Source organism: Desulfonema magnum, assembly GCF_017377395.1.
In the GTDB taxonomy this organism is placed as follows: Bacteria; Desulfobacterota; Desulfobacteria; order Desulfobacterales; family 4be13; genus Desulfonema_C; species Desulfonema_C magnum.
In genome coordinates this window covers 5,702,371-5,728,729 of sequence record NZ_CP061800.1, presented here as the reverse complement: position 1 = coordinate 5,728,729, position 26,359 = coordinate 5,702,371, and the positions used below count along the sequence as shown (strand labels likewise).

At 45.9% G+C, this 26,359-nt stretch carries 12 protein-coding genes; 7 read left to right on the top strand and 5 right to left on the bottom strand.

The genetic code is table 11. The features are described from left to right. Window positions 1–6: 6 nt before the first annotated feature. From dnm_RS21845 to dnm_RS21830, 4 genes are all read right to left on the bottom strand, one after another. On the bottom strand, window positions 7–1,167 hold the full coding sequence (locus dnm_RS21845) for a hypothetical protein (RefSeq protein ID WP_207679016.1): 1,161 nt from the start codon (window positions 1,165–1,167) through the stop codon (window positions 7–9). 9 nt (window positions 1,168–1,176) lie between these two features. Beyond that, window positions 1,177–1,650, bottom strand: coding sequence for a type 2 periplasmic-binding domain-containing protein (locus dnm_RS21840; RefSeq protein WP_207679015.1), 474 nt, complete (start codon window positions 1,648–1,650; stop codon window positions 1,177–1,179). Between the two features lie 803 nt (window positions 1,651–2,453). Continuing rightward, window positions 2,454–2,810: a hypothetical protein gene (locus dnm_RS21835; protein WP_207679014.1), complete on the bottom strand. Its 357-nt coding sequence runs from the start codon at window positions 2,808–2,810 to the stop codon at window positions 2,454–2,456. A 65-nt stretch (window positions 2,811–2,875) separates the two neighbouring features. Next, window positions 2,876–3,358, bottom strand: coding sequence for a hypothetical protein (locus dnm_RS21830; RefSeq protein ID WP_207679013.1), 483 nt, complete (start codon window positions 3,356–3,358; stop codon window positions 2,876–2,878). Between the two features lie 1,657 nt (window positions 3,359–5,015). On the opposite strand from dnm_RS21830, the gene dnm_RS21825 reads away from it, so the two are divergent. The 7 genes from dnm_RS21825 (at window position 5,016) to dnm_RS21795 (ending at window position 15,367) form a co-directional block, all read left to right on the top strand. Further along, on the top strand, window positions 5,016–5,528 hold the full coding sequence (locus tag dnm_RS21825; protein WP_207679012.1) for a hypothetical protein: 513 nt from the start codon (window positions 5,016–5,018) through the stop codon (window positions 5,526–5,528). Window positions 5,529–5,991: 463 nt separating this feature from the next. Then, entirely contained in the window at window positions 5,992–6,933 is a 942-nt protein-coding gene (locus dnm_RS21820) for an MBL fold metallo-hydrolase (protein WP_207679011.1), read from the top strand. Window positions 6,934–7,104: 171 nt separating this feature from the next. After that, window positions 7,105–7,443, top strand: a complete 339-nt coding sequence (locus tag dnm_RS21815) for an STAS domain-containing protein (RefSeq protein ID WP_207679010.1) — start codon at window positions 7,105–7,107, stop codon at window positions 7,441–7,443. Between the two features lie 172 nt (window positions 7,444–7,615). Then, window positions 7,616–8,038 (top strand): ATP-binding protein, encoded by a 423-nt coding sequence (locus tag dnm_RS21810; protein WP_207679009.1) that lies wholly within the window; start codon window positions 7,616–7,618, stop codon window positions 8,036–8,038. Then, window positions 8,035–9,918 carry a SpoIIE family protein phosphatase gene (locus dnm_RS21805; RefSeq protein WP_207679008.1) on the top strand — a complete coding sequence of 628 codons (1,884 nt, stop codon included), beginning with the start codon at window positions 8,035–8,037 and terminating at the stop codon, window positions 9,916–9,918. Before dnm_RS21810 ends, dnm_RS21805 begins: the two co-directional genes overlap by 4 nt. 289 nt (window positions 9,919–10,207) lie before the next feature. After that, window positions 10,208–13,444, top strand: a complete 3,237-nt coding sequence (locus dnm_RS21800; protein ID WP_207679007.1) for an efflux RND transporter permease subunit — start codon at window positions 10,208–10,210, stop codon at window positions 13,442–13,444. A 36-nt stretch (window positions 13,445–13,480) separates the two neighbouring features. Beyond that, a complete protein-coding gene (locus dnm_RS21795) occupies window positions 13,481–15,367 on the top strand; it encodes a B12-binding domain-containing radical SAM protein (protein ID WP_207679006.1) in 1,887 nt (628 codons plus the stop codon). Window positions 15,368–15,700: 333 nt separating this feature from the next. Here dnm_RS21795 and dnm_RS21790 read toward each other — a convergent pair whose 3' ends face one another. Further along, window positions 15,701–26,329, bottom strand: coding sequence for an Ig-like domain-containing protein (locus tag dnm_RS21790; protein ID WP_207679005.1), 10,629 nt, complete (start codon window positions 26,327–26,329; stop codon window positions 15,701–15,703). Window positions 26,330–26,359 lie beyond the last annotated feature (30 nt).

Genomic DNA, 26,359 nt, shown 5'->3' with positions numbered 1-26,359 from the left:
AATCTCTCAGAAGCTGAACGTCATCTTGGCGGCAAACAGGATCCACTGATCTTCCGGGTCCGAAGGATCATAATCCACACGATACAGACCATCCATGAAATGGCTCTCCAGCTTGAATATCCAGTAATCATTGATGTCGAACCGGGCCGACAGCGCAATATCTTTTTGCCATGCCTCTTCTCTGGGCAGCCCACGGGCTTCGTAGCCATCTCCGTTTTTGTCATCTTTATCAGCGTAGATAACGGCATAATATGATCCCAGTTCGAGCCAGTCTGTAAAACGGTACTGGACAGCCGCGTAATATCCTTCTTCACAACGGTCTTTAACCAAGGTTCTCTCTCCCATTCTGATATTCAGTTCTCTGTGCCGATATTCCGCACTGAAAACAAAATCTTCATAGGCATATTCTACTGACCCGGTTGTAATCTTCGCTTTATTATTCCGAGATATTGGGACAGGCGGTATTTCCAAGGTGTTTGCCTCGACGGAACTCTCTTCTTTTTTGTAAGTTGCCCCTATTTTTAATCCCTCAAGAGGGGTTTTCCACTCAAGCCCGAGAACGAGATTGTCACTTTCCGAGTCTATGCTGATCAGATCTTCCCGGGCAGGGTCAGATGTCATCTTCGCAAGTCCGCTCTTTTCATCCAGATCAAATGGCCCTATCTGAAATTCATAGCTCAGCCCACCATGGATTTCGCCATAAATTCCGATGCCTGTGACAGAGGTATATAATTCCCGGGTGAGTTCGTCATAAACGCTCATGGGTAAGAGAATCCAAGTCCTGGCAGCGTCAATGTCCCTGCTCTGGTTATAAAATCCGTATCTCAGTTTCATCCTCCCGACCCGAAGCCCCAGCCAGTCTCTGAAATGGTAGTCTGCAAATGCCCAGTCCAACTCCACCTCGTTATTGCCAATTTCTCCCAGATCACGGGACAGAAACTGAAGTCCCACGCGGAGGTCGTCGGTGAGCTGGGTCGCAAAATTGATGCCCATCTCATTGAACTGGAATGAACCGTCCTCGGTCTCAGTCCACATATAGTCATTGTTGTCGGATATCAGGTAGCCCTGGGACACAAACCCGTGAATCTGAATCTGATCGGGATCAAATGCATGCACATTGGTTCCGACGTTCAGCATCATCAGAACCCAGCAGAAAATTTTTTTCATGTCTTCCTCCTATTTCACAGAAATGACCGTCACATTCTTATGAGATGTCCGAGAATTAATATAGCCAACAGCGCCCGGGGTCTCCGCCACATACCGGACCAGTTCCTTCTGGCTCTCAAAGGTTTTCGGCGGCAGGCCCCGGCCCGTAAAGACCATCTTTTTCCAATATGCCCGCCATTTGGAACGGCTCCGCCCCACATGCTGTTCCAGAAACGCGTCGTGTATCTCGGTATCTTCGAGAACCGCCGGTTTTATCACGCTGTTGTCGGCCCATTTCATCTTCTTCCTCATAAAAATCTGACGGACCTCCTTTTCGGACAGCACCTTTTCCGGCACGCTCTTATGAGCGATAAGAAGAACATCCGCATATGCCGTCCCCCATACGACGCTCCCGAATACGAGGATGGTCAGATACATAATACCTTTTTTCATATTTCCTCCTTTGGGTTCCAATGTTCCGATTTTTACAATTTTGTCTGCCATGCTGGTTCATCTCAACGCATAGATAAGTACCCGATCAAAAGTTTTTTATAAATCTTTTTTTTCCGTGAACCGCGGAGAAACCCGGCTTTTTCCTTCAGCGGAAGCGGATCATTCCGGAAAAAAAGCCGGGTTTCTTTCCTTGGCAAATATCGAAAACTTATGGTTAGGTACTTATTACCTCCTTTATAAATATTCAGCAGATCGAAAATTTTCGGATATACGGTTTTTTTTCGAGCCGATGAGAATTGCAAGGATTTTATTGGATAAGGACTTCATATCATTACTAAATCAAATCCATGTGGTTTCACGGACAGAATGAAAAGTTTTCGATCTGCTGATATTATATAAATATCTAACCATAAGCTTTCCGACATTTGTCTATAGATGTACAAAAACTTTTGCCCAGATATTTTTAAATACCTATCCATAAATTTTTCAGCATTTCTTCTGATCCGGAGTGTTGAAATGAAATTTCAGCATGTGCGAAAATTTCATTTTCGCACTCCGGAAAAAATACCGAAAAATTTTTATCAAACTACTACACTACTTTGAAAGTTTGTTACCCCCTTAATGCGTTTGTCAGTTCTTATAAAATCAGCCTGTTGTGTTCTGTAAAGGGGGTAATGTATTTACGAAGTGGTGTACTACTTATGTCTTTAGTGAAGCTTTGGACGGCTGATAGGACAGCTGAGTTACAAATATGTCTCCTCTGATGAGGCATTAATCACTCTCTGATCCCTCATTTAAATACGAATTTAGAAGGTATGATTTCAGTAAAATTTGATATTAAAGTGAATATTATATCAAATCGCTTTTACCGTAATATTGTTCATAATGCAGGACAGGGCTTGCAACGCTGAAAATGTGGCTCTCTGCCAATCAGAACCGGAATCATAGGTGATCATGGTCTTAATCCCGCCCGCCTCCAGATTTTTCATGAACTGCATGATCGGCATTACCGTTGATGAATTCATATATTTCAATGTGTTATATTCAATGAACAGTTCATCTCCTTTTAATTCATTAACAAGCTGCTCCAAATACGGATTCAGAGATACGGACGGATTGCTGTCGTCGCTTTTTCCCTGCCAGGACATTGAAACAGCGCCCCCCTTCCGAGTTAAAATGATTTGCAGATACCCATTGTCAAAATTTTTCATAGACTATTCCTTTCAATTTATCAGAGAGATTAGGAAATCAAAGCCGGAGGGATTTCATTTTATGCTCAGTTTTTGCTTTCTAATTCCCTGATTGCTGTGATGGTTAATCTTGTATCTTCAAGCTGGTAACTCAGTTTAAACTTGCCTTCGTAAGTGATACGATACAAACCGAGCTGGCTTTTGACCATTTTTGTATTTTCCATCATCAGCCGGAGCCGCTCGATATAAAGGTTTCTGACATTATCTGATGCATTAATCTGATCAATATTATCTTTTAACGACTTGTAATCGTCCTCTGAGTAGATATCATTAGAAACTTCAATCCTAATTTGTTTTTCATCTGCGGTAAATTCAAACCTTGTGTCACTCCCTCTTTTAAGACAGGTACCGTATTTAAGGGCATTTTCAAGCAATTCAGAGGAAACCATTTTACATGCGTCATTCAGTGAGTTTTCAAATTCCAAAAGGGCTTCCACTTTGTCCCGTATTTCCCCGACCACATACCATAATGGCCTGATATAATATTCGAAAGATACAGTTTTATCCATTCCTTGTTCTCCTATTTTTTTTTATCCATTAAAGGCAGTTTTTCAATCACCAACCGTTACATTGTCCGATGCCGGGGGCTAAGTAAAAAAAACGGATTAAGTTGTCTTGCTTGTGATGAATTGTTGATTCGGCTTGAATCATTGACCGTGTTCAGGGAAGCTTTCCTGACTTTTTGTAAATTTTTTAATCTGTGAATTTTTCTGTGATATAAGTAGGTTATATGGGTATAAAAAGCAATGGCATGTTTGTGTGGAGAACCGCTGCCTGATATTATTAAATCTTCTGATAAATAGCACGGTGGGTTATAATAAGAGATCATAGAGGCTCTCTCCGGTGCGGTGCAAGGTTTACGATGTGCAAAGTTAATACGTTTCATCTGAAATTGTGAATTATCAGCAGATTAAAAAAATTCGTACTTCCGCTTTCAGGGGGGTCTGTCACATGATTGCAACTATCTTATTATAAAGACTTCCTGAAGGCGAGACTACGAATAATGCTTGAATTTTCAGTCATTTTTGAACTGCTGATTATGTTTCAATATTTTCAGAGTTTTTTCTTATCCACCTGCAATTTAAACTTAAAATAAATCATCAGATAATAAACAAACGATTTTATTTAAACTTATATTCAGAATTTTTGCAATAGTAAATTTAAAGAAAAAATTTGAGACAGGATAAGGTACTGATACTCAATGATCAGGTTTTCTAACCTGGTTCGGACAGAATGCCTGTCATTTCAGAATTTCAGAATACTATCACCGGCCTGTCATTCCTGCGAAAGCAGGAATCCGATTTTCAGAAAGCATAATTTATGCCAGTGATCACTATATAATTGTCAGATTTAGGTTTGTTCCGGCACGAAAATTGCGTGCTGAGGCTGCATGACGGATTCCGACAGACAGGACGAATTTTTCAGGCTCGGAAACGGCTTTTTCCCCGAGGTAACCTTACCTCCGCAAAAATCATGCCGGGACTGACCTAAATTTGAATACTATAACGTATTTTTGGTAGTCCTGCACAAGCAGTGATGAATGAGATTCAGTGAGCTGATAATCGGGGGACTGAACGGGATTTATCGCTACATTTTGAAAGACTACCAAAGAAAGTATTCTCCCATTGGCTGAATATGTTAAATATTCAGAAGGATGGCGGTATCCTCCCCGAAGCCTGAAGAGTTGTTCGAACTGGCTCAGAGACTTTTTGCCGAATAAGGTGAGCGAAAAATCCGAATCAGACTGCCCTTTTTGATTGTCTTTTTTAATTGCCCGCTTTGTTGAGAAAAAGAAGGTTCCTTCCTCGAATTTAAACTGTCTTTATCCATTTACTTTGAAATATACTGTTGCAATTTGTGTTTTTTTCGTATAGTTATATTATTAGATAGAGCTTTAATTATTGAATAAAATTAAATATCTGGCAGACGGAATTTGAGGTTTTGCAGGGACATGAACATGAGCTTGGCAGATCGGCAGACACGATTCAGACTCAGCAAGTTCAGCCTTATCAGAATTATACGCCAGTTTTAAGAAAGTGGCTAATGTCCCTGCTTTCTGCAAAATTCATAAAATCAGTATGCTCGATTACCTCAGAGATTATTGAGTTAAGCCATAATTTATATAATTAACTAAAACCAAGATGCGGACCCGGGCCGGGGGCAAATATGAAATTCAAAGATGATGAGTGGCTGACCGATTATATCAACGCGCTCCATTTTACAGTCCGACTGATTGAAAACCAGAATAAAGACAAAGAGGTCGGAAACGCGCTGAGGGATGAAGCACATGCGCTGATCCAGGAGGCCCTTTTATGTAATATTCCCATGGAACTCTTTAATATAAAAAGAATAACAAAACGGTTGGATGTGGCTGAATCCGAAAAGAACAGCACAGTTCCGGGTAAAGCAGATTCAGATACAGAACCAATGGAAACCTATAAGGGAGACATATTGGGCCTGATTTCCGATTATCACTTCATTTGTCAGGGGCTTGCGGAGTTCAGCTTGGAAGATATAATTGAAGAGTCTTCTGAATATCTTGCTAAGACATACCCTGACATAGAAGACATAAGAGCAACAATTACAGAACTTTTTAACAGAGACATTAAAAAGAGAAAGATTGAAGAAACAGCATCCGGAGTGTTTCGGCATATGTCACCCGATAATCAAATTTTTTGAGCTGATATCCGACCAGATAGGTTCCGAGGGGGTGAAATTCGGAAAAACCGGACGCATGAGAATCATGCGGGACCATTTTTCAATTTGTCCGAAAAACAATTTGAAAAATTGTCTTACATCCGAAGAACCCGTCAGAATCAACGCGGTCGGGCACTAGTTCGGACAAACAACGTGCCATTCCGTCCGACGACCCGACTGAGCCTGCCGAAGTCTGCGAAAGCATGAATGGCAGAAAAAAATATCTGATTATCGAGTGTCAGGTTTGCTGAACACATTTTAATCTGAAAAGAAAATTTAAGGTTGTCATCTGTTCAATAAATATTGTAAGATAAAAAATTAAAAATTGAGAATTGAGAATTGGAAATTTGCGATCTTTAATTCTTAACATGTTGTTTTATAAAAACTTTCAAAAGGAGAGGAGGTCCGCTGTCCTGAAAGGCCAGGGGTCAGTGCCGGATTTGAGATGAATATTCGCTTTTGGGGAGTACGGGGTTCTATAGCGTCCCCTCTGACAAATGCTGAACTTACAGCCAGAATAGAAGAATTATTACAACTGGGAGTGAAATCAGGCTTAACATGCGAGAGTCAGATACCGTCATTTATCAAAGGACTGCCAAGACACATTCGGCAGATAATCGGCGGGGATACGTCATGCGTGGAGGTTCGGGCAGGCAACAAACTGCTGATTCTGGACGCAGGAACCGGTATCCGCCTTTTAGGGCTGGATCTTGTCCGTATGAGTATGGGGAACCCCATCAATGCGCATATTTTACTGACCCACACCCATTGGGATCATATCAGCGGCCTCCCTTTTTTTGTCCCGGCGTTTAATCCGAATAATAAGCTGACAATATATGGCGCGTCCTCCGGGTTAAAAAAACGTCTTGAAGGCCAGCAGGCTCCGGAGTATTTCCCTGTACCATTGCTCTCAACATTCAAAATTGTTCAGTTAAATGGTCAGGATCAGTTTCAAATTGGCGACCTTCAGATCAGGACATTTCGGCTCAACCATCCGGGAGACAGTTACGCTTATCGAATTACACACGGCAATAAAACCATTGTTTATGCCACAGATTCCGAGTACAAGGAACTTTCGGTTAAGGCATTAAAACCGTTTACTGATTTTTTTCATAATGCGGATATCCTGATATATGATGCTCAGTTTACATTACTGGAAAACATTGAAAAAGAAGACTGGGGCCATAGTAATATGTTTTATGGCATTGATATGGCACTTCAGGCAAATGTAAAAAAGCTTATTTTCACACATCATGAGCCTGCTTATGATGATAAAAAATTATGGGAAATATTACATTTGGCTAATGAATATTTGGATATTTGCCGACAGCCGGACACACATCTTAAAATATATCTTGCATTCGAGGGCCTGAACATGACGATTTGAACAAATATTATCAGAAATGAATAACCCGTCATAATGGAGTGCCAAACTTACAGTTTGGCGCTGTCATCTGCTTTTTCTTGTCAAGATATGTGTCGCCAAGCTGTAAGTTTGGCACTCTTTTTTTCGCTTATATTTTTTCAATCCATTCAATAAAAATTTGTAAGGTTTATTATGAATATCACAGAGAATGTACAGGGGAATGTTCACCAGGTTTACCTGGAAGGACGTTTTGACGCGGATACTGCTGACAAAGTGGAAGAATTCATCCGAAAAAAAATAAAAAAGAAAATATCTCATTTTGTGCTGGACATGGAAAATGTATCATTCATAGCAAGTGCGGGCCTGCGGGTTGTTATCGTGTTAGCCAAAGAACTGCGGGGCGAACATAAAGGTGATTTATATGTGGCCGCACTTCAGCCAAGTGTTTACCGGGTCTTTGAAATATCAGGACTGAACAATGTTCTGAGTATCTTTGATGATACAGAGACCGCCACCCAAAGTTTTAATTAAAAATTGAGAATTGAGAATTGAGAATTGAGAAAAGCCTGCCTGCCAATAAATTCGTCAGACTCGAAAAAGTCTGACAGGAAAGAATTGAAGATTTGGAAACTATCAATTCTCAATTCTCAATTCTCAATTCTCAATTTTTAATTTTTAATTCTCAATTCTCAACGGGGGAACAATGCAACGACTATCCTTCGATTTTCCGGCAGATACTCGTATTTTGGCAAAAATAGGAAATCTTGCGGCTGATGCGGGGCGTAACGCCGGGTTCAATGATGTGGGAATCGGCGATATTCAACTGGCGATTGATGAGGCTTGCACAAATACCATCATTCACGGGCTGAAAAAAGACCCGTCTCGGACGTTTCAACTGATTATTCAGTGGAAGACAGACGAAATAGAGATATTAATTCATGAAAAAGGGGAACCTTTTGACCCCTCGGCGACTCGGATTCCTGATCCGGAGGCTTCTCTGGAAGACCGGCCCGTCGGGGGATTAGGTATCTATTTTGTCCGTGAACTCATGGATAAGGTAGAATATCGGACAGACGAGGAGGGGATAAAAACATTGCGTATGGTGAAAAGAGTCAGTAAATCATGAGCCTGAGAACAAAACTGCTTGTCCTTTCCATTATTCTCGCACTGATTCCTCTGGGAATATCAGGAAGAAGCATGATCCAAATGACCCGGGATGAATTGAAAAGTTCGGCTCAGGATCATCTTATTGCTGTGGCAAATGACATCACCCGGGATATTGAGGATGATTTTTATCACACCTGGCTGGGACCGCTTCAGCTCATCAGAAAATCCGTGGAAAATGAATATCTGGGGGCCAAAGAAAAACTTTCCCTGCTTACCGAAGGAATGAAAAGTATAAGCGGACTTGTGGCTCTTCAGATTTCCGTGGAAGGTATTGAACACCCCCTTTTTGTCACCCAGGAGAAGTTTTCGACCCGGTTGAAAAAAGCATCTCTTGATCCTGCTCGAACATTGATGCTGACATCCGGCCAAATTGCCGCATTACAGAAGCAGAAAGCAGTGTTTGCAGGGGGACTCACTTATCTTCGGGAAGCAGACGCATGGCTCATGACCGTGATCCTCGGGCTGGATGAACGAACCTTTGGCCGTCCTGCAACACTTTCAGCCCGGCTGAATCTTGAGAGAATAAAGAAACGAATTGAAAATCATTCGTTTATCAAAACAAAAACAGATGCCATCATCCTGATTGAATCTGACGGGCGTAAGATATTTGATCCGTCAAGAACGGATATCAGCCAGTACTCCATTGCAGCGGCTGCAAAAGACCGATGGCATGCTGACACAGATACCATTGGCACGCAGCTTTATATTGGGCCTGATAAAAAAAAAATGCTTGGCGCGTATGCTTTCCCAAGCCTGAAACCCTTTGTTGAAACGCCTCTCCTCAGCGTCATTGTTGAAAAAAGCGAGACCGATGCCTATCTGGCAGTCAGGCAGATGGAACAGAGATTGCTTTTGTGGATAGTTATCGGCTTTTCCTTTGCCGTGGCCGGGGCCGTTATTGTTTCTGTGTCTTTGACAAGACCCCTGCGCCGGCTGACCCGGGGAGCGCGTATTATTTCACAAGGTGATCTTTCTGTCAGAATTGAAACCAAAGGTCACAAAGATGAAATCGGTGAGCTTTCCCTGGCGTTCAATAAAATGGTGAAAGATCTCCGACAGCACATGAAGGAGCTTGAAGAGACCACCAAAGCCAAGGAGAGAGCGGAAAGCGAACTCAAGCTGGCAAAGGATATTCAGGAAAGTTTTCTTCCCAAAAAATTTCCTGAATTAGAAGAAATCGAGGTCTGGGGAAAATGTGATCCCGCACGGGAAGTGGGCGGAGATTATTTTGATTTTTTCCAGATAGATGATGATCATTACGGAATGGTCATTGGTGATGTTTCCGGAAAGGGGGTTCCCGCGGCCCTGTTTATGGCAGCAAGTCGGACATTGTTTCGGACCCTCATTTCACAGGAACATCTGCCGGACAAAGTGCTGACTGAGTTTAATGACCGGCTTGTGGCTCTGGATCAGGGATCAAATATGTTTATCACCCTCTTTTACGGTGTGCTTAATAAGAAAAGCGGGCATCTGGTTTATTCCACCGCGGGACATAATATGCCTTATGTAAAATCATCACAGGATACCGATGGCATATTTCAAATGTTGCCCGGCATGAAAACCATGATCGCGGGGATGATGGACGGCATGGAGATGGGGCGGGCTGAAATTGATCTGCACAAAGGGGATGCCATTGTTCTTTACACGGACGGAATGACCGAGGCCATAAATAGGAATGATGAGGAATTCGGAGAAGAACGCTTGGAACAACTCCTTGACAAATATGCGGATATGTCTGCCCGGGAGATGTGCAAAAGATTAATCGCAGATGTAAAAGCGTTTCAGACGGGTATGCCCCAGTTTGATGATATGACGATGCTTATTCTGAAGGTTAAATAATATCAACAGATTAAAATCCCTTTGGCCGCTCTTGTCAGATTGAGAAATGCTGTAGAGAGCTGGTTCGGATTTGCCAATTCGAAAATTTTTTTCTATATGGCTTTTCCAAGGTAAAAAAATTACGCCGGAACAAACCCGAACATCATCCAACCCAGACGGAAGATAAACCCGGCTTTTTCCTACGAAGAAGATCGCTTCATCCCGGGGAAAACCCTGGGTTTCTTTTCCAGGCAGGTATCAGAAAATTTATGCTCCGCTACTGAACTGAAAACTATAACTGGTAACTGAAATGAAAGCTGTCGTCAAATTTTCCATCAGACAAATTGTATTTATCAACGTTATCTTTGTTATCCTTGTCATCGCCGGGATATTCAGCATACTCACCATACCGGTTGAGAACATGCCCACAGTGGATATTGGCAAAGTTTTTATCTCCACCACCTATTTCGGAGCCTCGGCCGAGGATGTGGAGCAACTGGTCACGGCAAAGATAGAAGATGCCCTGGATGGTTTGGAAAGTGTGGAATTTATCCAGTCGCATTCATACAGAAACGTCTCCAGTGTGCTGGTCAAGTTCATAGATGACTCTGATTACAAAGACCTTTATGATGAACTTCGCTTTCGGGCGCTGAACATCAAAGACGAGCTTCCCGCGGGCGCGGACGAACCGGTTTTTTTCTACCTTGACACCCATGCCTGGATACCGGTTGTGGTTGTCAACATTACCGGGAATATTCCGCCGACAAGCTTAAAGCTGTTTGCAGATGAATTAAAAGCCCGGCTCATAAATCTTCCGGATGTGCAGAATGTGGAGATTTCCGAGGCCTATGACAAGGAGTTTCATGTCTCAGTTGATCCGGCAAAGCTTCGGAAATTCGGCATAACCTTCAACCAAGTCGCCAACGCGGTCCGTTCAGCAAATACCAAAATCCCCACAGGCCGTTTCCGAACAAAATCCGCCGAATATATGCTCGACGCGGGAAAAAAGCTCCGTTCCCAGGAAGAAGTCCTGAATATCGTGGTGCGTCGTGACGGAGATGGCAATTTTATCAGGGTGCGGGATCTGGTGACCAATGCCAGAATCAGCTACAGAGACCCCTCCAGGATTCCCTCGGTAAACGGCGAAAACACGCTGAGTCTCAGGGTGATCAAGGAAGAACAAGGAAATGCTGTTACCCTTTCCGAACAGATCAAGACCATTTCCCGCAATTTTGAGATGGTTCATAAAAAAGACGGCATCAAGATTGTATTTACCAATGATTCCACCATTGAGATCAATGACTCGGTAAACACCCTGGGCGGCAACCTGATTCTGGGGATGTTCCTGGTAACGCTGCTGCTCTGGCTGACCCTGGGCTTCAGAAACGCCATGCTGACAGCAATCGGTATCCCTTTTGCCTTTTTATGCACCATCATCATTATGCACCTCAGCCAAGTCTCTCTGAATACCATCAGCCTGTTCTCATTTGTGCTGGTCACAGGAATTATGGTGGATGACGCGGTCATTATCATGGAAAACATATTCAGGCATCTTCAGATGGGGAAAACCAAAAAAGACGCGGTCACGGACGGCACTGCCGAGGTCATGCTTCCGGTGATCACTTCGGCCCTGACGACTGTCCTTGCTTTTCTTCCCATGCTGATTATGAGCGGAAGCACAGGTGAATTTTTTGCCCAGATTCCAAAAACCGTGGCATTTGCGCTTGTCGCGTCTTTGTTTGAGGCCCTGTTTATCCTTCCCATCCACGTTCTCGACTGGGGACCGAAACGGATCAAAGGGCACGCTGCCACCGAAGATGAGGACCCTTACCACCATCTGAAATCAGGACTTTTTTCGCCTTTGTGGAAACTGTATCGTTGGACCGTCACAACGCTCCTGAATCATAAAATTTTTGCATTTTCATTTATCATCGGGCTGTTCCTTGTCGCCATGACCATTCTCGTTCTTTCTGTAAGCGGTATTATGCCCCTGATCAAAGTGGAGTTTTTTCCCGGAAATTATTTCAGATATCATGTCACCATCGCATTACCTGTAGGAACAGCTATTGAGAAGACAGATATTGTGGTGCGTGATATTTCCGATTATATCATGTCCCTGGGAGAAGATCAGGCTCAGTCCGCATTAGGCTCTGCGGGACATTATGAGGACGAAGACTATCAGAATCACACGGCCCATTACTACGGCCAGATCATCGTGACTTTGCCGGAGGAAAAGGAGCGGAATTTTCCTGAAAATCCCGAGGATGATCCCATGATACATCTGGATTATATTCGGGATAAGCTGAAAGCATACATTGCTCAGAAATACTCAGACAGCGCGTTAGGACCTGTTGTCCGCGTTTTTCCTGAAAGCGACGGTCCTCCCACTGGAAAACCGGTCAATATCCGGGTCACAGGATTTACCATAGAAGACGCATTAAAGGCAACAGACACGATCATGGCGTACATGCGGACTGAGCCGGAGCTTGCTGATCTCACGGATTTGGATGATGACAGACCTGATTTTCACAAAACTGTCAAATATCAGCCGCGTCAGGAAACAGTTTTTGAATATGGCCTGTTACCGGGAAATGTCACGGCCCTGGTCGCGGGGGCGCTGAACGGTCATCATGTCGGAGAATTCAGAACCATAGACGAAGAAGTGGACCTCATGGTGCGGCTTGCCCGGAAAGATGACAAGGGCAATGTCAGAGGCGCGGGACTTTCCGATCCCACGGATATTCTGGATGTGCCGGTCGTGGAACACAGCGCGTCTCCGGTCCTGCTCAGGGACCTGGTTGATATCTCCTATGAGCAGGAAGCCACCGTGAGATCCAGATACAAAGGGAAACCGACCGTGACGATTACTTCGGATATCAAAGCGGGCGCGCAGCTTTCTCCGGCCAGGGCGCAGGTGCTGGTGAACAGGTTTTTTAAAGAAAAGGCAGATCAGTTTGCAGGGGTTTCCATCTCTTTCGGAGGGGAGTTTGAATCCACCAGCCGGTCTTACACCTCGCTCACTTTTGCTTTTTTCATCGCGCTGATGGGAATTTATATGGTGCTGGCGTCGCAGTTCAATGATTATTTTCAGCCCATGATCATCATCTCAGCCGTTCCGTTTGCCCTCATCGGTGTGGTCATGGGATTGTTTTTCACGAGAACCACTTTCACCATCGGGAGTTTTATGGCGGTGGTGGGGCTTGCAGGCGTCGCGGTGAACGATTCGCTGCTCATGCTTGATTTTATGAACACCCGGCTCAGAAGGGGAAGACCGCTCAGGGATGCGGTCATTGAAGGGTGCGCCGCGAGAATGCGGCCCGTATTAATTACCACTGTCACCACCATGCTGGGGCTTTTGCCCATGGCTATCGGTATTCCGAGGAAATCCATTTCCTGGGCCCCCATGGCCACGGCATTTGTCGCGGGCCTTTCCAGCGCAACCATTCTGGCCCTGCTTTTCATCCCTCTGGAGTATGAATTCTTTGAAAACCTGAAAATGTCTTTCCGGCGGAGACTTAAAGCTCGGAAATCAAAAATTGAAATTTGAAATCAGAAACATCACTCTGAAAATACGAGGATAAACTTGAAAGTTTTACTATTGCAGCTTCCCATTCCCCAGCTCACTTATGGAAAACAGACTGGAAATATTCCCTTGGGAGCCGCGTGTCTGAAGCAGGCAGCAGCCCTTATGCCCGATATTCACATCGAGGTACTGTCGGAGCGTCTGGTCTCTTATCTCGGAGATGCTGCCCTTATTGATCTCATTCTCTCCAAAAAGCCGGATATACTTGGTTTTACGGCCTATTGCTGGAATGTTGAAAGGTCTTTGTATGTTGCCCGGGCAGTAAAAAAAGAGCAGGATATAAAAATTATTTTCGGGGGACCGGAGATGACTCCGGATAACAGGCTGGTCAGTTCCGAACCTGTTGATTTCTGTGTCTATGGAGAAGGCGAAGCTGTATTTCTTCAGCTGCTTCAGAACCCGCGTCTGTGGCATGAGAAAAGCGCGTCCCTGAGTGCGGAGTCGCTGTTTTGCAATGTGCGGAGTCCTTATCTCTCAGGTTTTCCGGAGCCTGAGATCGAAAACATGATGCTGCTCGAAACCCAGCGGGGATGTCCGTATCGTTGCGGATACTGCTATTACAACAAATCACGGCATCATGTGTCGGCGGTTTCAGCAGACCTTGTATTGGAGGGGATTCAATGGGCCTGTGACCAGGGCATCGGAGAAGTTTATCTTCTGGATCCGTCTCTTAATGTCAGACCCGGTCTGAAAAACCTGCTCAACGAAATCGAGAGGATCAACCATGATGGCCGGATATCCATCCGCAGTGAAATCCGTGCAGAGGCCATAACCCCGTCTCTGGCCCAATCCTTTGCACGGGCGGGATTTACAGAGTTTGAAATTGGTTTGCAAACCACCAATCCGCAGGCGTTGAAACTGATGAACCGGCCCACGGATCCGGAGCGGGTCAGAAAAGGCGTAAATCATCTTCAGGAGGTCGGCGTCTTACCCAGTGTTGACCTGATCATCGGCCTTCCCGGAGATGACCTGGCGAGCTTTAAGGCATCTGTGGATTTTGTGGCTGAACACCGGATGTATGAGGACATCCAGGTCTTTTTTCTGTCGGTGCTGCCAGGCACGGATTTCCGAAGAAACACCCGGGAACTGGGATTGCGTTATCAGTCCCGGCCGCCTTACACTGTGATTGACACCCGCGGCTTCAGCCAGGATGATATGCTTTCCGCATTTTTTTACGCGGAGGATGTGTTTGATGTGGTGCTGCAACCGGAACCTGATCTTGATCTGTCCTATCGCTTTGAAACGGCTTCTGTTGAAATCCCGGCCCGGGGGATTCCGCAACGTCCCGGGGGCCGTGACTATATTTCCAAGATTATCCTGGATGCGGAACTTCCCCTTTCCCGGATTGAAGACATGGCCCGGCGTGTGTCCCATCCGTATCAGATCATTTTCAGACCCCCGCTGGACAACCGGGCCTTTATGCTAAAAGTTGTGGAAATCCTTTCTGTTGAAAATCCCCAGACGCCGCTGGAAATCGTGTTTATGGAACCTCATACCCTTCCTGATCCGGTTGCTTTTGAAGCGGCCCTGAAACTGCACCGCCCGTTGTATCTTGATCTTGATCTTCCCGCGTATGGGAGCAGAACATTTCTGTTCACGCTGGTGTCAACAGATACAGATATCAAATTTGACGGCATCATGAAACGCCAGGTTTTTTTGTGGAAATCGGACCATCTTCCGGATATGGCGGAACTGGAGGAACTTTTCTCTCTGGACGGGGTTCTCATGGACAACAGAGTGTCCCGGGAAGCATGGATAAAATGGCAGGATGAATTTGCGAAGCAGGAAGATAAAATTCCGTTTATCAGTTTTGCTGATATCTCCCTGCAACACCGATGGATTGGTCTCACCTCGGACGGAGAATACTGGTCAGAAGCGTTGCTGTAATCTTAACGACAAACCTGTATTATACTGTATGATAATTTTGTCAATATACAGACTTTAAGAAAATGTTTTTCATGAATAAATTCCTATGGATTTGCCATGTGATACGGTGTTGGGAAAAAATTGTTCTGAAAAGAGAAAAAAATGAAAAATATTTGTAATAACTTGCCATTGTCCGATTCATTCAGAAAAGTCAGAATAAATCGGAGGTGTTTAAATAACGCAGACTCCAAGCAAAAGATGAGCGATAAAGAAACCCGGTTTTTTCTCTAACTGAGCAGTTCCTCCCATGCTATGAAAACCCGGGTTTCTTTCCCATACTCGAAATTTTTGATATCAGTCAGCAGATGAATCACCAAACACGGTATCAATAAAGCACCCGACTGTGGCCGATGTTTTTGTATCCCCGTTCTCTTTTTTCACGCTGACGTTGAGACCTGTCAGAGGCATTGGCGGGGACTCATCAGATTCGGCAATGGCCTGTCTGGGGAATTGAAAATTGAAAATTGAAAATTGAAAATTCGAAATCATGTGCTTAATCCGATTCTGAATTCCGTGTTTCACCTGAAAGCTCGCGGGGAATCTCAGGTAGACATTTTCTTTTTTCACTTTCACCCAGTATCCTTGTTTTTTTTTCATCAGAGAGGTATTCGGATTATATGATCCGCCTTCCCATTCCCATAGCTTTTTAATAATGTAGTTGTTGAATTCAGGCAGGTCAGATATGGCTGCGGGACCATATATCACATTGTTGTCAGCATTATACGCGATGACTTCCACATCTTCCCAATAATAATCCGCATTGTTGGGGCAGGCGATCATGTTCCAGCCATTTCCGGTGACCGGATTGTAACGCAGGCTCACATCAATATCATGGCGGGTGCTTACCGAAATACCGCGGGTTGTTATATTAAGACCGTTCCTCGCCAGAAACCAATAGGATTTTCCCGGTTCGATCATCATGTTTTCACCGCATTCAATATACCCGCCGCTCAACGCGTCATAAGTTCCTATTCTGAAATTATCCCGATCATAGATCCCGCCCATGTCGTCGCCCAGGACGCTCATGGACGCGGGATCATTCGGCCACAGGGAAAAAGATAGCATTCTGTAGTCGGATAGTTGGCTGCCGGGGGCAATTTGCATATTAATGTCTGTTTCGTCCCCTATTTTGAAAGTGCGTTCTTCAGACCAGGAAATATTTTCACTCCCGGAATCTTTATATCCCACTTTCCAAACATATTTCAGACCGGCGGAAAGCCCTGTCACCGTGTGTCTGGTGAGATCACCCATTGTTGCGATGTGGTCAAAGGAATCATCATCCTCAGAACTATGACACTTTCTGTCTGCTCTTCTCACAAGCCAGTGAGTTTCAATATGGCTGTCTCCTTCGATGTCTGAAAAAATACCTGATTCAAGCGTGACAGGCCCTGTTTCGAATCCGGCCTCATTCTCCGGGATGACTCCGAAAGGAATATACGGGGGGCTGTTAAAAGGTTCTCCGATGGTGGTAAATGACCAGAGATAATCAGCTTCCACAGCGTTTCCGTCAAGGTCTTTAACGTCAGTCGTGATGATGACAGTATAAGCGGTGTCATAATCCAGAGCGGCCGGCTGAAACGTGGCCGTCATATTGGCATGATCGTAATCCGGTGTTCCGCCAACGGCATTACCGGAATCGTCGGATACCGAAAAAGTCTCATTCGTAATGCTCGAACTATCTACAGGTTCGGAAAAAGCAACGGTGATTTTCGTGTCCAATTCCACATTGTCAGCGTCGTTATCAGGGCTTACAAAACGAATCTCAGGCGGCGTTATGTCCGGCTCGGTAATTGTGACAAATGACCATTCAAAAATGTCCTTCAGAGGATTTCCGGCGAGGTCTGTGACACCGGGACCGATTGTGACGGTATAAGCGGTCTCATAATCCAGAGCGACGGGCCTGAATGTCGCCGTCATATTTGCATGATCGTAAGCCGGCGTTCCGCCAATGGCGTTACCTGAGTCGTCGGATACTGAAAAACTCCCGCTTGTAATGGCCGAGGGGTTCATCGGCTCGGAAAAGGTGACGGTGATTTTCGTATTCAGCAATACGTTTTCTGCACCGTTCTCAGGACTCACGGAGGTGATCACGGGCGGTTCGGTGTCCGGCTCGGGGAGTGTGGAAAAAGACCATTCAGAAACATCTCGCAGAGGATTTCCGGCGAGGTCTGTGACACCGGGACCGATTGTGACGGTATAAGCGGTCTCATAATCCAGAGCGACGGGCCTGAATGTCGCCGTCATATTGGCATGATCGTAAGCCGGTGTTCCGCCAATGGCGTTACCTGAGTCGTCGGATACTGAAAAACTCCCGCTTGTAATGGCCGAGGGGTTCATCGGCTCGGAAAAGGTGACGGTGATGTTCGTATTCAGCGATACGTTTTCCGCACCGTTCTCAGGACTGACGGAGGTGATCACGGGCGGTTCTGTGTCCGGCTCGGGGAGCGTGGAAAAGGACCACTCGAAAACATCTTGCAGAGAATTTCCGGCGAGGTCTGTGACACCGGGACCGATTGTGACGGTATAAGCGGTGTCGTAATCCAGAGCGGCCGGCTGAAACGCGGCCGTCATATTGGCATGATCGTAAGCCGGCGTTCCGCCAATGGCGTTACCTGAGTCGTCGGATACTGAAAAACTCCCGCTTGTAATGGCCGAGGGGTTCATCGGCTCGGAAAAGGTGACGGTGATGTTCGTATTCAGCGATACGTTTTCCGCACTGTTCTCAGGACTGACGGAGGTGATCACGGGCGGTTCTGTGTCCGGCTCGGGGAGCGTGGAAAAGGACCACTCGAAAACATCTTGCAGAGAATTTCCGGCGAGGTCTGTGACACCGGGACCGATTGTGACGGTATAAGCGGTGTCGTAATCCAGAGCGGCCGGCTGAAACGTCGCTGTCATATTCGCATGATCGTAAGCCGGCGTTCCGCCAATGGCGTTACCTGAGTCGTCGGATACTGAAAAACTCCCGCTTGTAATGGCCGAGGGGTTCATCGGCTCGGAAAAGGTGACGGTGATGTTCGTATTCAGCGATACGTTTTCCGCACCGTTCTCAGGACTGACGGAGGTGATCACGGGCGGTTCTGTGTCCGGCTCGGGGAGCGTGGAAAAGGACCACTCGAAAACATCTTGCAGAGAATTTCCGGCGAGGTCTGTGACACCGGGACCGATTGTGACGGTATAAGCGGTGTCGTAATCCAGAGCGGCCGGCTGAAACGCGGCCGTCATATTGGCATGATCGTAAGCCAATGTTCCGTCAATGGCGTTACCGGAATCGTCGGATACTGAAAAACTCCCGCTCGTAATGGTCGAGGCGTTTATCGGCTCGGAAAAAGTCGCAACGATATCCGTATTCAGCGATACGTTTTCCGCACCGTTCTCAGGACTGACGGAGGTGATCACGGGCGGTTCGGTGTCCGGCTCGGGGAGTGTGGAAAAAGACCATTCAGAAACATCTCGCAGAGGATTTCCGGCGAGGTCTGTGACACCGGGACCGACTGTGACGGTATAAGCGGTGTCGTAATCCAGAGCGGCCGGCTGAAACGCGGCTGTCATATTGGCATGATCGTAAACCGGTGTTCCGCCAATGGCGTTATCGGACTCGTCGGATACTGAAAACGTCTCACTCGTAATGGCCGAGGCGTTTATCGGCTCGGAAAAGGTGACGGTGATCTCCTTGTTCAGCGATACGTTTTCCGCACCGTTCTCAGGACTGACGGAGGTGATCACGGGCGGTTCGGTGTCCGGCTCGGGGAGCGTGGAAAATGACCATTCAGAAACATCTTGCAGAGGATTTCCGGCAAGGTCTCTCAGATCAGTGCGAATCGTGGCAACATAGGTTGTATCGTAATTCAAGGCGATGGGTCTGAATATCGCCGTCATCGTGGCATTATCATAAATCAGCGTTCCTCCAATGGCGTTACCGGAATCGTCGGATACTGAAAAATTTCCACTCGTAATGGCCGAGGCGTTTATCGGCTCGGAAAAGGTGACGGTGATCTTCGTATTCAGCGAAACATTTTCCGCACCGTTCTCAGGACTCACGGAGGTGATCACGGGCGGTTCGGTGTCCGGCTCGGGGAGCGTGGAAAATGACCACTCATAAATCTCTTTCAGAGCGTTTCCTGCAAGGTCTCTCACATCAGTGCGAATCGTGACAACATAGGTGGTATCGTAATTCAGAGCGACGGGCTTAAATATCGCCGTCATGGTGGCATCGTCATAATTTATTGCTCCTTCAACCAAATTGCCTGAACTCTCGAACACTGAAAACGTCTCACTTGTAATGCCCGAGGCGTTCATCGGCTCGGAAAAAACAGCCGTGATTTGAGTATTCAGCGATACATCTTCCGTGTTATTGCTCGGACCCGCGGAGACGACCTCCGGCCGTGTTGTATCTGGTTCACTCACCGTGGTAAATGACCACTTAAACGCATTTTTCAGGGAATTTCCGGCAAGGTCTTTCACATCTGTCGTAAGCTTGACTTTGTAAGTTGTCTCATAATTCAAAACTGCCGCGGGTTTGAACTTGGCCGTCATATTCTTGTCATTATAACGCACCTCGCCATCAATTTTGTCACCTGACGCATCAGATACAAAAAAGGATTTGCTCGTAATTGCAGAAGCATCCATTGGCTCAGAAAAAACAACGCTAATCTTCTTTATCTCCACCGCCACATCTTCGGCATTGTCAGCAGGCTCTGTGGAAATCACCTCCGGCCGCGTGGTATCAGGTTCACTCAAAGTGGTAAATGACCATTCATAAGGAGCTTCCAGAGTGTTTTGGGCAAGGTCTTTCACATCGCGGGTAATGGTTGCGATGTACGTTGTACCGTAACACAGACCCACCGGCTTAAATATCGCACTCGTATTTGTATTATTATAAGTCAGCGTTCCATCTGTTTTATTGCCTGAATCGTCAGATATGACAAAGGATGAATCCATGATAATTGTCGAGATATCCACTGGTTCGGAAAAAGTGATGACAATCTCCGTGTCCAAAGGTATCTCATTTTGGTTATCCCGCGGACTGACGGAACTCACTGAAGGCGGCGTGGTATCTGTTTCAGGAACAAAAACGGCCCTCACTGCTCTGTCTGAATCCATGACAATTGTAATTGGATTGCTGTCGTCAGTCAGGATTCCGTCTTGTATTTTCCAGTGGTCAAACAGATAGCCCGGTTTGTGCTTTGCCGTGAGTGTCACAGGAGTTCCTGAGAAATAAGTTTCCGAGCAGTCTCCGGGGCAGCTTATTCCTGAACCTGATATTGTTCCTCCGTCCTCGTCTGAAATTGAAACAGACAGGGCAAATTTTACTGTAACCCTTGGTCTCATCAGCGTGAGCATGGCCCATTCGGATGACAAAATTATTTCGCCGTCATCCCAGCAGCACATAGGCCACCAGCCTTCGCTGGTCTGCTCGGAAAGCAGAGCATTTTTAAAGTCTCGGAACCAGTCAATGGAATCCGCGATGTAATCCACATGAAGTGCGTTCAGCCCTTTCATGACAGTATAGGCGGCGTGATAGCCGGACGGACATTTTCGCCATCCTGCATCAGACTCAGTGTCCTGCCAGTGTCTCCTGAGATAATCAATGGCATCCTTCACTCTCGGGGTTTCGGCTGTATCGCCGACAAACGCCATTTGCTGAAGCAGGTTACCGGTTTCGAGGATATTAATATCATCCGAAGCATCCCAAGCGTCAGTGTAGTATGAGCCGCCGTCATTATCGTCTCCGTCAACATCATCCTGTATGAAATCTATCCAGAGATTAAGCTCGCTTCTGACAAAATCCGGGATGGTGATCCCAAATCTTTCCTGAGCATAAGCAAGCCCTATGGCTGCCCATCCTGAGTTGGACTGATCGCTCTCTCCCGCTTCATTGTCCGAAGGTTCATAACGCCATCCGCCTCTGCCCTTTCCCGTATCAGTCTGTGCCCAGGCAAGATAATCCGCGGTATTCTGGATCACTTTTTTATAGGTCCATTCCTTCAGGAAACTGTCCGGGATGTCTGTCAGCATGTCTCTTATTTCGCTGCTGGCGGCAATTGCCATCATGGCAATGCTTGTGTTATAAATGACATAGCTCTCAGCATCATCATTTTCATCTTCTTCTTGTTCTGGCAAATCAAAGTAAATTCCTATGCCATTGCCATCTGTATCCGGATTCCCGGCAGGCTGATTGCTGATATTTATGGTATGTGCATGGAGGAACAGGTATCTCAGACCGGTCCTCACCTGGCTGTTGTAAACATAAGAAGGGCTGAGAGGAGATTCATATCCCTGATCCAGGGCATATTCTTCAAACAGCAAAACAGCCAGTGCGGTCTTTGCCAGAGCATACAGGGTTCCCCATGATCCGTCCGGGTTCTGGATTTTCGACAGCCAGGCAAGTCCGTGCCTGATCGCTGCCTCAGGCGTTTCCCTGGGCTGTATCCGGATAAGCGTGAAGTCAATATTCGGGGTATTTTCGGACGGTATCACTGAAACCATTCCGGCCTGCTCATAATCATATTCGTCTTTATAGAATTCAAGTACATATGGAGCATCTGAGGCGCAAAAATCAGAAGCCATTCCAACCCGGTATGTCCCCGGAGACAAATCACTGATGAGATACGCACCATTTTCATCTGTGCTGCCCTCTCCCTTCCATTCACCTGTTTCATAGTCTTCAACCCAAATATAGACATTGGGAACAGATGTTGTGCCGTCTTTCTCATACACATGGCCGGAAATGCTCCCCTCTGTTTTTTTTGTAAAAACCGCGTCCACAGCCTTATTGGAATCCATGGTGATCTGAATCGGATTGCTTTCACTCAGCGTTCCGTCCTGCCATTCCCAATGCTCAAACAGATAGCCATCCTTTGGCGTAGCAGTAAGCGTGACCGTGGCAGGAGGAGCTGTCGCGTCATACGCTTCGTCGCAGTCATCAGGACAGCTTATGTTGTCACCGGACACTGATCCCCATTCCTTGTTAGGAGATATCAAAACATTCAGGAAGTACTGTTGTTTAAAGACCGCCTTCACATCCTTATTCGAATCCATGGTGAGGATGAATGCTTCCGAAGTTCCTAAGATTTCAGAAGTGTTCACATCTTCCCAATGGTCAAACTGATACCCTGTTTCCGGAGAAGCCGTGAGGGTCACTGCCGTGTCTGCGTCATAGATTTCTGAGCAGTCCTCCGGACAAGTTATTCGGCATTCTCCGTTCTCTGTTCCGCATTCTGTTATCTTACCGCCGCGTTCGGGAACGGACACCGTAAGCGTATGCTGAACCGGAGACACAGCAGGCAGTTTGTATGCCCAGAGTTCTGTCCCCTGGACACTGTTCCATGTTCCGACATAAAGGTTGCCATCGTAAACAGCCATGGCTTTTAAGCCGCCATCATTGTAATAATTGCCAAACGCATTGAGGTTTATCTGTTTAAAACTTGTTCCGTCATATTCTCTGACTTCATCTCCGTCAGGGTTCCATGATCCCAAATAAAGATAATCTCCGTGGGCAACCATGGTGTCAGCGGATATATTCTTTGAGTCAGACAGATTCGGCGTAATTACCTGTGTCCAATCGGATCCGTCATATTTCCATATGCCCGCGCCCTCTGTTGTGTTGAGTGATCCTGTGTAAAGAAAGCCATTGTACACCGCCATGGCGGAAACACTTTCATGATTCGGGTTTCCTGTACTCCAGCTCTGATTCTCGCCATATGTCCACACCTCAGCACCATTCAGCGTGTTCCTCGTTCCCACATACAGCTTGCCATTATAGACCGCCATGGTCTCTGCCCGTTCATTATCTGAACGCCAGAAGGTGTCTGTCCGGGTCCAGGCTGTTCCGTCATATTTCCATATCCCGGCCCCTTGTTCTTTATTTTCTGTTCCCACATAAAGGAAATCATCATACACAGCCATGGTTGCGGCAGATGTGTTTCCGGAATCCCCGAATCCGCGGGTATTTACCTGATTCCAGTTGTCTTGTCCGTCATATTCCCATACCTCGGCGCCTGTAACAGAGTTTGTTGTTCCCACATAAAGCTTTTCTTTATATACAGCCATGGATGCGGCTTCTGTGTTACCAAGATTTCCGATGCCCCCTGTCTTCATGGAAAGCACGTCAGTTCCGCTGTCATATTTCAATATCTCAAAGCCATCCGCGCTGTTGGCTGTTCCCATATAAAGCGAATTATTATAAACAGCCATGGTGGAAACGCCATGATTATCCGGGTTTCCCAACCCATTCGAATTGATCTGGGTCCAGCCGGATATCTCAGGATTAAAAACAGCGACCACTGTTTTATCAGCATCTATCGTGATGGTGGCCGGATTTGAGAAATCGCCTGAAGTCTCTGTTTTCCAGTAGGTAAACTGGTAGCCCTCTGTGGGCGAAGCAGTGAGTGTTACATCGGTTCCGGAATTATAAACGCCGGTACAAAGGCTTCCTGAGCAGGTTATTCCGACATCAGCGGTCACGGCACCTCTTTCCTCGTGAGAGATGGTAACAGTCAATGTGTACTGAACTATTTCCTGTGACTCGTAACATCCCATGTCATATCCGTCACCAAAGGGTCTGTCATTGTTATCTGCATCTTTTTTTACCGGATTTGTTGCTGCTTGGGGAATGGTGTCAAGACACGGAGAATCGTTTTTAAGATGGTAGTCATTATTTCCCGCATCTTTAAATAAGGGATCTGCGGAAATATTGGTGTTGCTGAGATTTTCCTCATCTGCCCCCGAATAGTTGGTTTCATTGCCATAAACATCATTGTATTCAATAATTGGCTCTCCGCCGCCGACATTGATTCCGGCGTTGGCAAACTGCCCGATGATGTTATATTTAATATCCGGTGTTCCGCCTTCGATATAAATACCGGAATCGCCCCCTCCGACGATGGTGTTATGATAAATGAGAGGGGCCCCTCCTAGTTCGGAGCTATCGCTGAAGTAAATCCCGAACTGCTGAATACCGGAAGGGTCGTAAATAAGATTGTTCCATATACGAAAGGTTTCAAAACTTTTGTTTGTTGAAACGTAAATTCCCTTGTAATTGTCATGGATCACGTTTCGCTTAATATCAAGCGCAGAATTTTCCACATTGATACCATAAGACTCCTCCCCCTTATGCCCGTAAATTGCATTGTCAGAGATCACATTTCCTGTGCCTGCGTCTTTAATTAAGATGCCATATGGCTGAGGATGTTCCGCGATCCCTGACCAGTAAATATCATTATCATAAACTGAATTATTCGCTGCACCATTTATGATTTTTATACCTGCTGACCATTCCAGGCCATTATCGTGGACACCTCTGTCCGGAAGTCTGATATCCGAAGATGCGGAACGCCGATTGTCATGGATTTGGTTATCGCTGCTTCCATCAATAATGACTCCTGCATCGGTGTTATTATAAATGTTGCAGTTATTGCGTATGATATTACCTTTGCTCTCCGGCTGAATAGTGATTCCGCTCCAGTTATTATAAATGCTGCAACCAGATATGATGTTCTCCGAGCCGGTAATGTTGATACCTGATTTGTAATACTCTGTAAAACCTGTTATCGCCAAGTTTCTTATGGTCACATTTGAAGCTGCAATTTTTATTCCGTCAAAGATTTCGCCCCCGGCAGATCCAGAAATAACAACGTCCTCTGTTCCCTCAATGGTCAGATTATTTTGAGTAATAATAAGTTCTGCATCTTGTTCTCCGTTTTCAATATTGTAAGTTCCGGGTCGTATCCGCAGAGTATAAGTTCCCGCCGCCTTCTCATTGATACGGGAAATTGCATAATGAAGTGTCTTCCAGGGGGTGTCGGCACTGGTACCGTCATAGGCGTTGTCACCGTTAGTAATATCCATGTAGTAAGTATCGGATACCGGAGAAGAGACAAATTCATCCGCCCCGATATCATAGTAGTTCACAGTTGATGGCGGTTTTCCCACGCCGGTATTGGGCGTATCGGGATCATCATGTCTTTCATCGCCCTCAAAATCTCTGGACGGTACCGCGTCACTTGTGCCTGCGTCAATACAGGGAGAACCCGGGCTGAGGTGGAAGTCATTGGAAGGCGCATCAGCAAACATGGGATTGCTGTCAATATTGCCCACACCGTTGGGCCAGCCCCTGATATTGCTGTAACGGACATTTGGTGTGCTGCCAACAGCGTTATATATCTCATTTCCGCTTGACACCGCTGTATTATCCCATAAAATACAGTTTGTTATCATTGGAGATGATACGTCCGTGTTATATATCCCTCCGCCTGCGACAGTCACGGAATTTTTACTAAAGGTGCAGTTGGTCACACTTGGTGAGGAGGAAGAAAGATTATACATGCCTCCGCCATTTTCAGCAGTGTTCAGATAAAAAAGGCAGTTGGTCACTTGGGGAGAGGATTTCTCATTAAACATTCCGGCCCCTGTTTCTGCTGAATTCCCTGTAAAGATACACCTGATAACCACGGGAGATACAGAATTATTGAACATCCCGCCGCCGCTGTTATCCGGGAATGTTGTTCCATTGGCTTTTCCGCCGGTGATGATGAATCCGTCTATGGTTGCGTTATCTGCCCCTGTGACCACATGGTTTGGGGCTGGAAGCCCCGAGGCATCAATGGTCGAGAAATTGCCGCCCCTTTGTTCTTTTTGAGATTCCTCATTTATAAATCCGCCAAAAATTGAAACATTTTGTTTCAACGTTATGGTTTCATGGTAAATTCCTTGTGTTACCCATACTTCGTCGCCGCCTGAGGCTGAGTCAATGGCCGACTGAATGGTCTTTTTCGCGGTTTCCCATGATAACCCGTCACCAAGATCATTCGCTCTGTCCGCACTCACATAATATATTTTGTCTGTCTGAGCATTTCCAAATATGCTCCCACCTAATACCAACAAAACAATAACAATGGCTGTGGTTATGTTTCTTTTCATCATTTGTCTCACCTCTTTGAAATTGGAAACTGG